Here is a 14,698-nt window from a genome sequence, read left to right as displayed (position 1 = left end):
CTTCAATGACCTTTTTATATTTTTTAATATACTTTACATGTTTAATTTTTAAGTTTAGAATTTAATAAGTCACTCACACTTTCTTCACTTAAGTCAACAATATTATTTAGAATATCCTCATCCTGAAATATAGTCATAAGTTTTTCTAATAATTGCAATTGTTCTTGTGGCTCTTTTACTGCTAACATAAATATAACTTTTACATCAATTTCAGTATCTTCTGTACCCATCATTATAAATTTTACAGGTTTATTCAGTATCCCAATTGCTATCCCTGGCTCATTTACATGTACTATATCTGTATGGGGTATTGCCACTCCATATATTTCTGTTGGTAACCCTGTAGCATACTTTTTTTCTCTTGCTACAACAGCTTGTATGTAGCTTTCTTTTACATACTGTTTATCAAACAAACGTTGTCCCAAAAACTTTAATGCATCTTCATTGTTAGATACTTCAATATCTTTAAAAATTAAATTACTACTAATTATTTGCATTGACTCCATCTAATATCATCTCCCTAATAAAATCTCTATCTTTAATGTTTTTTATCTGCTTAAATTCATCTGTTTCTATAAATGAGAGTAGAGTGCTTAATGGATTAAAACACTTTTGGTCCACAGCTAATAAAAGTATTATTTTCACTTTATTTTTACTCCATATAATAGTATTTTTCAAAATAGCTATACTTATAGCTGGTCTAATCACATCAATTCCGTCTGTATGAGGTATTGCTATTCCATCTGATAATTCAGTCGGAAATAGGTTATCTCTTTCCACTACTTTTTTATAGAAGTTTTTTGTCACATAACCTTTCTCTCTAAGTTTTTTGCTCATATACTTTAGAACTTCTTCTTTTGATTTAGCTTGTAAATCTACAAATATATCTTCTTTATGTATTAAATCCGATAATTCATACTTTTTATTTGTTTCAACAGTTTTGTTTATATCAATTAAGTTGTTTATCTGATTTAATTTTGCTTTATCATCTATGTCTACTAGACTAAAAAAAGGAATATTTGCTATCTGAGGGTCAATTGTTCCAACTATAGCAATTACATTTTTATCATTACTTATTTGTTTTATCTCTAAATCAATACTTGGATATTCAATCATACCTATAGGTTCTATATCAACCTTTTCATTTATACCTTTAATATTTTCCTCTAATATTTTTTTTATTTTACAAGCTCCCCCTAATCCAGTAATACATAATGTTAAAATTATAGGTCTTCTAGAATCTACTTTTGTATTATTATATTTACTGACTTTTTCTTTTACTTGTGGTTCTATACTTTTAACTTCATCAACTATTTCGTCTATTGTTAAATCTGGCAGAACTGCTCTTCGTATAACTTCTATAGAAAGCAATGTGTCAAATCTAGATATTGTCCTTATATTAATTCCAGTTTTTCCAGAGATAATATCTCCAAAATATGAAAGTGAACCCATATCGACTAGTATAATTACACCTCTGCCTTCATCAATATTTTTTATTACTGTAGTAGCTTCTTCAATCATTTCTTCTGGTTTCTTCTCAAATGGCATATCTAAATACCTTGCATGATTAATTCCTAATAGTTTATTTGTAACCTCACATACAGATGATGCTACTCTTCCGTGAGCCATAAGAAGTACACCTATCTTTTTTTGTTCTGATATATCTCTTCTGCTACTCATTTTAAAATATATTGCTATTATACCTATTTCTTCTTTTGGTAAATTTATGTTATATCTTTCTCTTAGGTGTTGTGCTACCTTTTCTGCTACAGAATACTCTAATGGATAATTTCCTATTATTTCTTTCAAATGGGCATTTGATATTACTTTACCTTCTTTTAATCTCTCAAAAGCTGCTTTTAAGTGAACTGCTAAACATAAATGTAGATTTGCTTCTAATGAATCAAGGTATTGTGATGCTATTTTGATTACTTCATAAGTCAGCTCTACGATATATTTTCCAACAATTGGGCTTATATCTGGAAGATTATTACTAATTGAAACTTTTTTAACTTGTTTTATATATTTTTGAATACAACTTTCTAATTCTCCTCCAACGATTCTATTTATAACATCAAAATCTAAACCTTGCTCTAACAAATCAATATGTCTTCTTTCAGTAAGTTTGTATATTTCATCTGGAAAAGTATATATGTCTTCATTTTTCTTTTCTATTTCACCCTGAAGATTTGAGTCTATAATTAAGTCCCCATCTACATAATTTTCTATTTTACCCCTACAGTTTCTGATTTTTATAAGACCTTGCTTAACATATCCAGGCACATCTGATATGCTTATATTTACTTCTTTCTGTTTGTTTGTAAGTTGGTTTAATAATCCCCTAGCACAAGCTACTTGAATATCACTTCTAAGTTGACCAACATTACCTATACAATCGTAAAGCATAAGGGCTTTTAGTACATCTGATTTTATATGTATGTTTGCTCCCATTCTTTGAGCTTCTATTAAGAAGAAGTTGTTTATAATGTCAAACCTTTCATTTAATGGTCTTGCAACTAATTCTGGTATTTCAATTGTTACAGGTATACGTCTTTTAAATGTGTTAAGTAAATGAGAATCTATTGGCTCAGAAGTCGCTGAAATAATCATTACATCTATTTTATTTGTTAGCTTTGTTTCGCCTAACTTTCTGACCATCCCTTTATCAATCAATTGAAATAGTATTTCTTGACCTTCATGAGGTAATCTATGTATTTCATCTATAAACAATATTCCTCCATCTGCTTTTGATACTAATCCTTCTTTGGTCTCATCAGAGCCTGTAAAAGCACCCTTAACATGCCCAAATAATTGTGATAACAAAAGCTGTGGATTTTCTGAATAGTCTGCTGCATTAAAAACTATAAATGGTGCATTCTTAGGAAATCTAGATGATTCTATTGCAAATTTATACATACACTCTGCTAACTCACTCTTTCCAACACCAGTTGGTCCCATAATGATAGTATGAAGACCATGAGGTGGATAGAGTATGGCTGCTTTAGCTAGTTTTATAATTGTACTTAAGCTACCATTACTGCCTATTAATTTATCAAATGATATATCTGTATTTTCTCCAGTATTGTTTAATTTTTCTTTTTTATCACTACTTTCTTTATCATGTTTCAAATCCTCAGAATCTTGAATCTCTTTTAGATACTGTATGACTGTAAATCTTGATACTGTAAACCCAATGCTGTTTAATCTTCTTGTTATATCATTTTTATTTATAGTTTTTTCTTCTTTTAAAATATCTTTTATAGCTTTAATTAAAACAACTTTTCTTCTTTGCCTTGAATCTTCTATTTTTAACTCATTTCTCAAAAAGGTAACATCTTCTCTTCGAATATTCAACATACTTGAAATCGCTTCATCTGTTAAAGGATTTTTCTTATCTTCATTTTTGATTAAATTTTTTATTCTTTGCCTCATTTATAATTGTTCCCTCCTTACTCTTTATATAGCAACTTATATGCCATATATTGTTTTTTTTGTGCTTATTATTATTGCATAAAGTCATAACATTTAAATCAAGCTCTTCTTTTATTGAAATATTAAGAAAATTTTTTTTAATATTTTACAAATAATACTTTTTTAAAAACAAAAAAATCTTTTTTTCTAATTACAATTAAAATCACTCTAAATTGATGCTATTATTTTATATTACTATCTTTTTTGTACAACAAAAACTACAAACACTCTATATCTATATTTTCCCATAAGAAATACCCATTGTTGTACAAATATATTATTTATACAACAATGGGTATGGCTAAGTAATTGTTTTAAATTTTATGGTGTAAATTTATATTAATAATAAACTTACATTAATAATTTATTTTTTAGGTAAATGTAAACACTTGTTGTTTACATCTGCTAAAGCTTCCATCAAAGCTTCTGAAGTACATGGATGACCAAATATCAACTCACTAGCTTCGTCAGCTGGTATCTCTAAAGCTTTAAATGATGCTGCATGATTTATAAGCTCTGCTACACCACATCCAAACATATGTATACCTAAAATTTCTCCATATTTAGCATCTGCTACTACTTTCACATATCCTTGCTCTTGACCAGAAGCTAAAGCTCTTCCATTTCCAACAAAGTTAAACTTACCAACTTTTACATTACATTTTTTTCTAGCATCCTCTTCTGTAAGCCCAACTGATGCTACTTCTGGAATTGTATAAACACAACTAGGCAATGCACTTAAATCAACTTCTTCATTCATACCTAGAGCATTTGAAGCTGCTACCTCTCCCATTTTAAAAGCTGCATGAGCTAACATTACACCTCCAGTAACATCACCTACTGCATATATACTTGGTATACTTGTTTCCATTTTGCTGTTCACAACTATTGAACCTTTATCTACTTTAATATCTAAGTCCTCTATACCAGAAAGATTAGCTTCTCTTCCTATAGCATATAGACATAAATCTGCTTTTATTGAATCTTCATCTTCAATACACACTAATATTTTATTTCCTTCTTCTTTAAATTCAGAAACTTTCTTTTTAGTTAGTACATTTATACCTTTTTTGCTAAGAGAATATTTTAAAGATTCACTTAATTCTTTGTCCATTCTTGGGATTATTCTATCTTCCATTTCTACTATAGTTACTTTAGACCCTCTTGAATTGAATATCTCTGCAAATTCACAACCAATTACTCCACCACCAATTATTACTAATTCTTCTGGTACTGCTTCTAAGTCTAAAGCTTCTGTACTAGTTATTATTAAATTTGATTCTATTCCTTTTATAGGTAATACCCTTACCTTAGAACCTGTGGCAATTATTATATTTTCTGTATCTAAAACTTTTCCATCAGATAAGATTACTTTATGCTCTTCTTTAACACTGGCTTTAAGATTAAATACCTCTACATCTCTGCTTTTTAATAGCCCACCAACACCAGCTGTAAGCTTTTTAACTACTCTATTTTTATACTTTATAGCCTTCTTGATGTCCTGTTCTTTATCTACAGTTACTTTTACACCCCTCTTTGATAACTGGTCAATTTCTTCTAATATTTCTGCTGTTTTTATATAAGTTTTTGTAGGAATACAACCTCTATTTAAGCAAGTTCCTCCTAATACATTTTCTTCAACCAATGCAACTTTTCCACCTAACAGAGCTGCTTTTAACGCTGACAAATAGCCTCCAGGTCCTCCACCTATTACCACTACATCATAATCATGATTACACTCTTTTTTGTTTATTTTTTCTTCTTTAGCTTCTATGTTTTGACTCTCTTCAACTATATCTTCTTTTGACACATTTCCAGATAAATATTTAGCTTTTATTTCTTCTTGATTTTCCCCTTTTTCTGCTATTACACCTATTACTGTAAATACTGGTAATACTTCACCTTCTTCTTTATGTATAATTACAGCAAGTGTACCTTCTCCTTCTGATTCTATCTCCATGTTAACTTTATCTGTCGTTATTTCTAATATAGGTTCTCCAATCTTTACTTCTTCGCCTTCTTGCTTTAGCCAAGATACTATAGTACCTTCTTCCATGGCTACTCCTGCTTTTGGCATTATGACTTCTACTGACATAGGCTCTCCTCCTATTTATTTTTCATATATTTTAATTAAACAAATTACATTCACATATAGTTACATTTAAAAGTAATCCTTAATATATAAAATCTTTAAATTTACTTAAATAATTATAACTATGTAATCTGTTTAAACTATTGTATCAGTAACGAAATATCAAAAACTATACAAGCATTGATAAAGGATTTTCTAATAGTTCTTTTAAGTCTTTTAAGAATTTTGCAGCTACTGTCCCATCTATTACTCTATGGTCTGATGTCAATGATAAGTTCATTATAGGTTTTATTTTAGCCTCTCCATTTACTGGAACAAACTTATCTTGTGTTGCGCCTACTCCTAGTATCGCACTTGAAGGCATATTTATTATAGGTGTAAATGTAGTTATACCATACATTCCGACGTTACTTATCGTAAATGTATTACCTTCTTGGTCTGCTGGCATAAGTTTTCCTGTCTTTACTTTTTCGGCAAGTTCTTTACTCTCTTTAGCTATTTCTTTTAAAGATTTTTTATCTACCTTTTTTACTACTGGGACATATAAACCTTCATCTAGACCAACTGCAATAGCTATATTTATATCTTTATATCTAAATATCCCATCATCTGTCCATGCTGAATTTAAAGCTTGATGATTTGGAAGTATTCTAGATACTGCCATTACTATTAAATCTGTAATAGTTAATTTCACTCCAGTTGATTCTTTTACTGTGTCTATTAACTTTGCTCTAAGTGACTTCAATTCAGTGGCATCTACCTCTATATTGAATGTAAATACAGGAGCACTGAAATAGCTTTCTGACATTCGTTTTGCTACAGTAGCTCTCATTGGATTTGGTTTTTCAAACGTTCCTTCTACTGTATTAAACACACTTGAATTTTCATTTTTAGTCTTTGTCTCTTTTTGCTCACTAGCTTTAGATGTATTAGTTGATACAATAGTTTCTTTTGCAGTTAATTTTTCTACATCGCATTTTCTTATTTTTCCGTTATATCCAGTACCTACAATAGTTTCTAAATCTATGTTTAAATCTTCTGCTATTCTTTTAGCTAAAGGAGTAGTATTTGCTTTATTGTCTTTTAAATAATTTAATACATCAACTAAATGAATTCTTCCATTTTCTCCACTTCCAATCAGCTTATCTAATTTTATATTATCTTTTCTTGCTTGATTTCTAGCTGCTGGTGTGGCTTTTACTTTATTTGCCACCATATCTATCCCTCCTTATCTAACAATTAAAGATTTTATTGCTTCTTCTATTTCATCAACTCTTGGGACAACTGCTTTTTCTAACTCTGGATTATATGGTATTGGCACATCTTTTCCACAGATTCTTTTTACAGGTGCATCTAAATAATCAAATGATTCACTTTCTGTTATTAAGGCTGATATTTCTCCACCTAGTCCACCAGTCTTAGCTGCTTCATGACAAATTAGAACTCTTCCAGTTTTGCATACACTTTTCACTATAGTTTCTTTATCCAATGGATATAAAGTTCTTAAGTCTATAATTTCTACATTTATATTTTCTTTTGATAGTTTCTCTGCTGCTTCCTCAACACTTTGTAACATTCTTCCATAAGTAATTACTGTAACATCTGTACCTTCTCTTTTAATATCTGCCTTACCAATCTCAATTACATAATCATCTTCTGGCACAACCCCTTTTTTTCTATATAACAATTTATTCTCAACAAATATGACTGGATTATTGTCTCTTATAGCTGCTTTTAATAACCCTTTAGCATCTTCTGGTGTAGAGGGTGCAACTACTTTTACTCCTGGAACATGACAGAACCAAGCTTCTAAACTTTGTGAATGTTGTTCTGCTGAACCAGTTCCAGAACCACCTGGGCATCTAACAACCATTGGAACCTGTGCTTTTCCTCCAAACATATATCTCATTTTGGCCGCTTGATTTACAATTGCGTCCATAGAAATTGTTACAAAGTCCATAAACATTACTTCCATAATAGGTCTTAAACCAGTTGCTGCTGCTCCTGCTGCTGCTCCTGCTATAGCTGCTTCTGATATAGGAGTATCTCTTACTCTTTCTGGTCCGAATTCATCTATCATACCTACTGATACGCCAAATGCTCCTCCATATATTCCTATATCTTCTCCCATAAATATTACATTTTCATCTCTTCTCATTTCTTCTGACATTGCTTCTTTTATCGCTTGTGCATATGTTAATTCTCTTGTACTCATTTTTATTTTCCTCCTTTACCATTCTTAGTCTGCATATACATCCTCTAATAAAGACTCTATTTTTGGATTTGGACTATTTTGAGCAAACTCTACTGCATCTTCTATTGATTGCTTTGCAAACTCTTGAATTTTATCTAATTCATTTTCATTAGATATATTATTTTCTATAAGATAATTTCTTAAGAATTCAATAGGGTCTTTTGCTTTCCATGATTCTATTTCTTCTTTTGTTCTATATACATTTGCATCTGACTTTGAGTGACCTAACCATCTATAAGTTCTACTTTCAATCAATACAGGTCCTTCTCCTCTTCTGCATTTCTCAGCCGCTTTTTGTACTGTTTCATATACTTCTATTGGATTATATCCATCTATTGATATACCTTCTATACCATAAGAAGCTGCTCTAGTAGCAATACTTTCTATATTCATATGACGTTTTATACTTGTTGACATACCATATAAATTATTCTCACAGTAAAATATTATTGGCAACTTCCATATTGATGATAAATTTATTCCTTCATGAAAAGTACCTTCATTTGATGCTCCATCACCAAAACTACATAAAACTATTTTTCCTGTTTTTTTATATTGTTGTGTAAGTGCAGCTCCTGGAGCTATTGTAAGACCTCCACCTACAACGCCATTTGCTCCTAAGTTACCTGACTCAATATCTGCTATATGCATTGAGCCTCCTTTTCCCTTACAAAAACCAGTTTCTTTACCCATAAGTTCAGCCATCATTTTATTTAGGTCTATTCCCATTCCTATAAATTGACTATGCCCTCTATGAGTTAGTGATACTAAATCTCCTTTTTCTAAAGCCATTACAGCTGCCACACTTGATGCTTCTTGACCTACAGATAAGTGAGTTGTTCCATGTACCATACCTCTTGCAAAAAACCAACTAACTTTCTCTTCAAATTTTCTAGCCTGATTCATTCTCTTATACATTTCAAGCAATGTTTCTTTTGATATTGACATATACATTCCCTCCTATTAACTTTTATCTATCTTTTTATTAGTCACAATCTTCTAATAATTCAATTGCTAAACTGTGATTAATTGCTAAACTATTTATAAATTTCGCTTTTAATGATGCCTTTATTGCCTCTATTTTTTCATCTCCTGAAGCTACACCGATTGTTCTTTTTATCTTTTTTAAATCTTCTAGCTTTACGCCTAATACTCTTTGATTAAATTCAAGTATAGAAGTTTTCCCTTCTTTATCAAAAGCTTGCAAACAAATTGCACCTATTGAGTTGTATTTTTTTAAATCCTCTATATCTGCTTCATGCATATATCCAGAAGCCATTATTGTTGAGTTTAAGCTCATAGGATTTCCTATACCTACAATTGCTATGGTTGTTTTATCTATTAAATCTAGTACTTCTTTAATTTTTTCATCTTTGCAAAGTTTTTCTTTTGTAGACAAGTCAGACATAACAGCTGGAGCATGTAATAATTTAAAATCACCTCCAAAAGCCCTTGCTAAACTTACTGCTATTTGATTTGCATGAATATCTATTTCATTGTCTCCAATCCCACCTAATAGAGGTATGAATGTAACATTTTTACAGTTATTTTTTTCTACATATCTAGGTATTTCTTTTAGTGTTGTTCCTATTGAAACGCCTATTATATCATTTTCCTTTACTACTCTAGTTAAATATTCAGATACAGCTCTTGCTAGTTCTTGTTTTTGTGTTAGTGAATCCTGTTTATCATCTACTACTATTACTTCTTTTAATTTATATTTTCTTTCTAGACTTCTCTCTATTTTTTGATAGTCATTTTTCAAAACATCAACTATCTGTATTTTTACTATTCCTTGCTCAAAAGCTTCTTTTAATATTCTTGATATTGTTGGTCTTGATATTCCCAATTGATTTGCTATTTCCTGTTGATTCAAATTATCTTCATAATAAAGTGAACAACACTTCATCATTAATCTTAAGTCTCCAATTTTTTTCATTTGCTTTCCTCCAAAATCAAGCTTTTCCAATTATCTTTACATTTGTTCAATTATTTTACTTAATTTCAGTAACATTATAGAAGGGGGTCATATAAAAAGTCAACTGTTTTTTTTGCATAACAAAAAAACGGTGATACTTTTCTTGTACCACCGTGTCCTTAAACAGTTGAAACATTACCACTTAATTCGTATTATGTATTATTTCTAATTGCTAAATGTCATCTTCATTATTTATCATTTAATTCATTAAGTATAGTATCATATTCTTCGTCAAGCTTATAAAAAGACATTATTATAATTTGTAATATTGTTATAAGTATAGGTAAGTATATAAAACATACTTTTATTGATACTATAGCTAAATCACTTTGAGTATCTGATGTTCCTACATAACCACCAATTGATAATACTGCACCTAATATCGCTGAACCTAACCCATTTCCGACTTTAAACCCAAAGCTAGATGCACTATTTATAAGCCCCTCAGTTCTATATCCAGTCTTCCATTCTCCATATTCAATAGTATCTGAAACAATAGCAAACATTGTTGCTGCTATTCCAGCACTCCCTATTCCCTTTATAACACTTGCAGATATTATTCCAATATAGTTTTGCCCAGATATTATGAACATAACATTTGACGATATTAATATTATTGAACCGACTATTAATACATTTCTTTTTCCAAATTTCTTTATAAAAGGAGCAACCATAAACATAGCTATAATTTGAGATATATTGGAAACCATATTTATGGGACCAAATAATTTTTCATCTCCTAAAATAAACTTTGCATAATATACAGATGAACCACCATTTATCGCAAACACAATAAATATGCAAACTAAGCATAATGTTATTTGTATCCAGTACTTATTTCTAAATAAAGATTTAATACCTATTTTAAATGGTATTACTTCATTCTTATCTTGCTTAACTGCTTTTACTCTTTCCTTGGTTCCAGTAAATGTTATAAAAAATACCATTATAGATGCTATTCCAAATACAAAAAATGTTTTAGTCCATGCTGATAAATTATTTCCAAAATATTCAACTAGAGGTAATGTAAGTCCATTTATTATTAAAGTACCACAAGTTGCTAATATCATTCTAAATATACTTAATACTCCTCTTTCATACTGGTCTTGAGTTATAAGTGAATTTAGTGTTGCATAAGGTACATTGATTGCTGTATAAATAACAGTAGAAACTAAGTTATATGTAATAAAAATATAAATTAATTTAGAAGTGGCTCCAAGACTTGATGGAACAGAAAATAATAATACTGCTGCTATGGCAAAAGGAATCGCCATTCTTAAAATCCAAGGCCTAGCCTTACCATGTTTAGATTTAGTCCTATCTACTATAATCCCCATTGTTAAGTCACTAAAACCATCCAATATTCTAGATATAAGCATAATACTACCTACAGCAGCTGCACTAACATCTGCGTAATTAGTATAATAAAACAATAAAAATGCTGACATCGCTGAGTATATGATATTGCACCCTAAATCCCCACATCCATAAGAGACTCTTTCAAAAAATGAAGTCTTTTCATATTTAATAGTAGTTGCTTTAACATTAACTTCAGTATTCATAATCCCATACTCCTTCTTGTAAGATTTACCTTCTAATGTTTCTTATTTCAGAGCATAAGTCTTACCTTTGCTCTGAAAATTTTAGTAATGATTTTATTAATCTACATCTTTTGATTCATCTGCTATATATTCAAAGAAATCAAAATCAGCATAGTGCTTATGCTTTACACGGTCTGCACAAGTTAACCCTATAAATGTACCTGTAAATTCTCCATATTTACAGTACTCATCTGAAAACTTAGTTGTATCAAATATCTTCCCTATTCTTTGGTAGTTTTTTTCATCATAGCTCCATTCGAAATATGACTTACGACCTTGTATATGCAAACGAAGATATATTGGTATATCTTTTATTGGTATCCTAGTATTTAAAAACTCTGTTTTCTCCCCATTTTCAAGATGTATTATTGATAGTGCACTTTGACCCAATGTTTCACTATAGTACTTTCTTAGATTGATATAATTCATATTATCGTAATACATTATCAAGCCTGCACTATGCTGATGTACTTCTGGGTAAAACTCCATCTTAGTAGTTATTCTTGCATATACTGAAGTTAACTTCCTTGCCAATATGCTCACTCTATTTAATGATGTTCTTGATTCTTGTCCTCTAATCCTTACATATCCTGGCCTAGACGTAACATCTGCAAATGATAATGGTGAAATCCTAGGAGCATAGTATTGTAAACCTAATTCATTTGAATCAAAGTCATCAAAACTTGGTATAGATGAAACTAAATGTTCTTCTAGTTTACTTTCTGATACATATTCTTTTGCCAAATTACTACCTTCTTCCATTCGAAGCCAGTTATCATCTGTCCATTTCATTTTTTGAATAGCTGTTTCTCTACCTAAAGTACACCTTAACTCTGGTACAAATGGTCTAGATGTAAGATGAACTAAATATACTTCACCTGTTGGTGTTTCTATATAGCTTCCATGACCAGATTTTTGAAGTTTTGATTCTGGATTGTAGTATTTAGGCTTTAGATGAGCAGGGTCATGCCTCTCATAAAAATCTCCTGGCATTGAGGTTACAATTGGATTCATTGAATCTTTTTCATAAGGCCCCCATATGTTTTTAGCTCTTCCCATGGTTACACTATGACCATATCCAGTTCCACCTTCTGCACACATTATATAATAATAATCTCCACGCTTAGTTATATGTGGTGCCTCAATACAACCTCTATCAGTTCCTCCTGACCATATTCTCTTTGGATACCCTACTATTTCTTTTTTTTCTGTACAGTATTCCACTAAACATATAACACCAGGTTTTTCATATCCTTCTCTAGTTTCCCAGTCTAATGATGAAATCCACTTTTTACCATCATCATCATGAAAAATAGATGCATCAAATCCTGATGAGTGTAGGTATACTGGTTCACTCCACTCTCCCTTTATATCTTTTGATGTAATTAAATAATTATCAACATCAAAATATCTTGCATTCATAGAATTCATAATTCCATAAACTATGTAAAATAAATCTTCTTCTTCACAATAAGTCAAACAGGGTGCCCAAATTCCCTTAGATGAAGGAAGCTTCTTTAAATCTATTTTTGTTTCATCTGTTAAAATATGAGTATATAGCTCCCAATTTTTTAAATCTTTAGAGTGATAAACAGGTATACCTGGAAACCATTCAAAAGATGAAACCACAAGATAATAGTCATCTCCCTTCCTACAAATACAAGGGTCTGGATTAAAACCTGGAAGTATAGGGTTTTTAATCATATCTTTTCCTCCAATTTTAGTTTAATATTCTATAGGATACCATCCTTGAGCTACACATTTGCCTAGGTCCCAACTATCCCAGCCTATCCAGCCTTCTTCGTTAACTGTATCTAGTAATAACTTATAGTTCCAATAGTAGTGACCACTTCCATTTCTCCACGCATCAAGCTGTGCTTTTGCTATCTTCCTATATAATTCTCTTTTTTCGTCTTTTGATAATTTATCCATATTTGATTCAATCCCATTCAAAGGCGATTGACCTCCAGCTGTATCTGTACCACAAGCATATGAATTAAATAAGCTCCACTCTCCACATATAATAGGAAAATATTTTTGCATTTGTAAAATATCCTTAGCATAATTTTCTTTAATATATTTAACATAGCTATCAATATTCTGCTCACATCCATCTGCTTCAGCTAACATCAGATATTGGTGTGTATCTAGAACAACATTTTTAAACTCTTTCTCTCTCATAAAGTCTTTCCATGCTTTTAATTCAAATGCATCATGAAATACTATAACGTTTTCCTCGCTCATATAAGGACGCATTACTTTATATGCTTTTATATAAAAATCACGTAAAAATTCTAATGAATTAGGTTTACTTCTTCTTGCCATCTCTTTATCTACAGCCTTAAATCGGTTTGGAACATTCATTATATTCCACATTCTTTCTGTTATTGGTTCATTTAAAATTTGAATTCCATACAATTCATTTCTCATTCCATAACGTTTTGCAAGCCTTTCTAATACATTTAAAGTAAACTCTACATATTCTGGATTTTGTGACCAGTTACATACTCCTGATATTCCTCCATTATCAAATCCATTTTGGCTTCCTGGAACTGTATGTAAATCTATCAATATACTAAGTCCATACTTATCTGCCCAAGCAAATGCTTTATCAAGTTCTTTAACACACCCTATAAATGGTTCACAATCACCAAAAATAAAATATGGTACTGGTATACGAACTGAATTAAATCCCATAGATTTAATCGTTGCAAAATCTCTCTCTGTGATGTACTCACTACGATGAATCTTAATTCTAGATTCATATGCCTCCCTTGAAAGTTGTCTTGGTAAATAGTATTCATCTTCAGCTTCTGTACCTTCAAATAAACTTGGGGTCATCCATTTTTCTAGAACTAACCAACTTCCTAAGTTTACACCTTTTATATACACATAAAATCCTCCCATCTTATCTTATTTAAATAGGTATATTTTGCACTTATACTAAAATAATTTTTTTAAGTTATTTTAATATACAGTTATTATATTTGATTTTATTTGTTTTCTTAAGTATGTTTATTGTCTAATTTATTAGTCGATATTATCTTTTTATTATTGAATATTATAAATTGACTAGTTATAATTTAAAATTATAGGAAGGAGGTTATTATGGACAGAAATAATTTTTCACATGAAGTAGTTGAACCTATTGATAATTTAGATGTTAATTTTAAACTATTTGATTAAAAAATAGCTACACACACTCGTGACTTTAGTCATGAGTTAGTAGCTAAAATAGTCAGCATATAGGGAAACCTATATGTAGAGATAGGATAGAACCTATCCAATACTACTTGAATTGC

General features: G+C 30.4%; 10 protein-coding genes. All 10 read right to left on the bottom strand.

Annotated elements, in window-relative coordinates; genetic code table 11:
• Nucleotides 1-41 precede the first annotated feature (41 nt).
• The 10 genes from KGF42_RS07265 to KGF42_RS07220 all read right to left on the bottom strand — a co-directional run bounded on the left by KGF42_RS07265 (nt 42) and on the right by KGF42_RS07220 (nt 14,288).
• Nucleotides 42-506 carry a PTS sugar transporter subunit IIA gene (locus KGF42_RS07265; protein ID WP_227826047.1) on the bottom strand — a complete coding sequence of 155 codons (465 nt, stop codon included), beginning with the start codon at nt 504-506 and terminating at the stop codon, nt 42-44.
• Nucleotides 484-3,432: a sigma 54-interacting transcriptional regulator gene (locus KGF42_RS07260; RefSeq protein ID WP_227826046.1), complete on the bottom strand. Its 2,949-nt coding sequence runs from the start codon at nt 3,430-3,432 to the stop codon at nt 484-486. The genes KGF42_RS07265 and KGF42_RS07260 overlap by 23 nt, the downstream gene beginning before the upstream one ends.
• A 403-nt stretch (nt 3,433-3,835) precedes the next feature.
• Nucleotides 3,836-5,566 (bottom strand): dihydrolipoyl dehydrogenase, encoded by a 1,731-nt coding sequence (gene lpdA, locus KGF42_RS07255; protein ID WP_227826045.1) that lies wholly within the window; start codon nt 5,564-5,566, stop codon nt 3,836-3,838.
• Between the two features lie 166 nt (nt 5,567-5,732).
• Nucleotides 5,733-6,779, bottom strand: coding sequence for a 2-oxo acid dehydrogenase subunit E2 (locus tag KGF42_RS07250; protein WP_227826044.1), 1,047 nt, complete (start codon nt 6,777-6,779; stop codon nt 5,733-5,735).
• A 12-nt stretch (nt 6,780-6,791) separates the two neighbouring features.
• Complete coding sequence (locus KGF42_RS07245; protein ID WP_227826043.1) at nt 6,792-7,778, bottom strand: alpha-ketoacid dehydrogenase subunit beta; 987 nt, start codon at nt 7,776-7,778, stop codon at nt 6,792-6,794.
• Nucleotides 7,779-7,802: 24 nt separating this feature from the next.
• Nucleotides 7,803-8,765: a thiamine pyrophosphate-dependent dehydrogenase E1 component subunit alpha gene (locus KGF42_RS07240; protein WP_054273029.1), complete on the bottom strand. Its 963-nt coding sequence runs from the start codon at nt 8,763-8,765 to the stop codon at nt 7,803-7,805.
• A gap of 37 nt (nt 8,766-8,802) precedes the next feature.
• Nucleotides 8,803-9,756 carry a sugar-binding transcriptional regulator gene (locus tag KGF42_RS07235; RefSeq protein ID WP_227826042.1) on the bottom strand — a complete coding sequence of 318 codons (954 nt, stop codon included), beginning with the start codon at nt 9,754-9,756 and terminating at the stop codon, nt 8,803-8,805.
• Nucleotides 9,757-9,983: 227 nt separating this feature from the next.
• The gene (locus KGF42_RS07230) at nt 9,984-11,357 is read right to left on the bottom strand and encodes an MFS transporter (protein ID WP_227826041.1); all 1,374 of its coding nucleotides are present in this window, start codon (nt 11,355-11,357) and stop codon (nt 9,984-9,986) included.
• Between the two features lie 96 nt (nt 11,358-11,453).
• Complete coding sequence (locus tag KGF42_RS07225; RefSeq protein WP_227822323.1) at nt 11,454-13,100, bottom strand: glycoside hydrolase family 43 protein; 1,647 nt, start codon at nt 13,098-13,100, stop codon at nt 11,454-11,456.
• Between the two features lie 21 nt (nt 13,101-13,121).
• Nucleotides 13,122-14,288, bottom strand: a complete 1,167-nt coding sequence (locus KGF42_RS07220; protein WP_227826040.1) for a cellulase family glycosylhydrolase — start codon at nt 14,286-14,288, stop codon at nt 13,122-13,124.
• Between the last annotated feature and the right edge of the window lie 410 nt (nt 14,289-14,698).

This window comes from Clostridioides sp. ZZV15-6383 (assembly GCF_020657735.1).
Classification (GTDB): Bacteria; Bacillota; Clostridia; order Peptostreptococcales; family Peptostreptococcaceae; genus Clostridioides; species Clostridioides difficile_D.
This window is presented reverse-complemented; position numbering and strand designations above follow the sequence as displayed.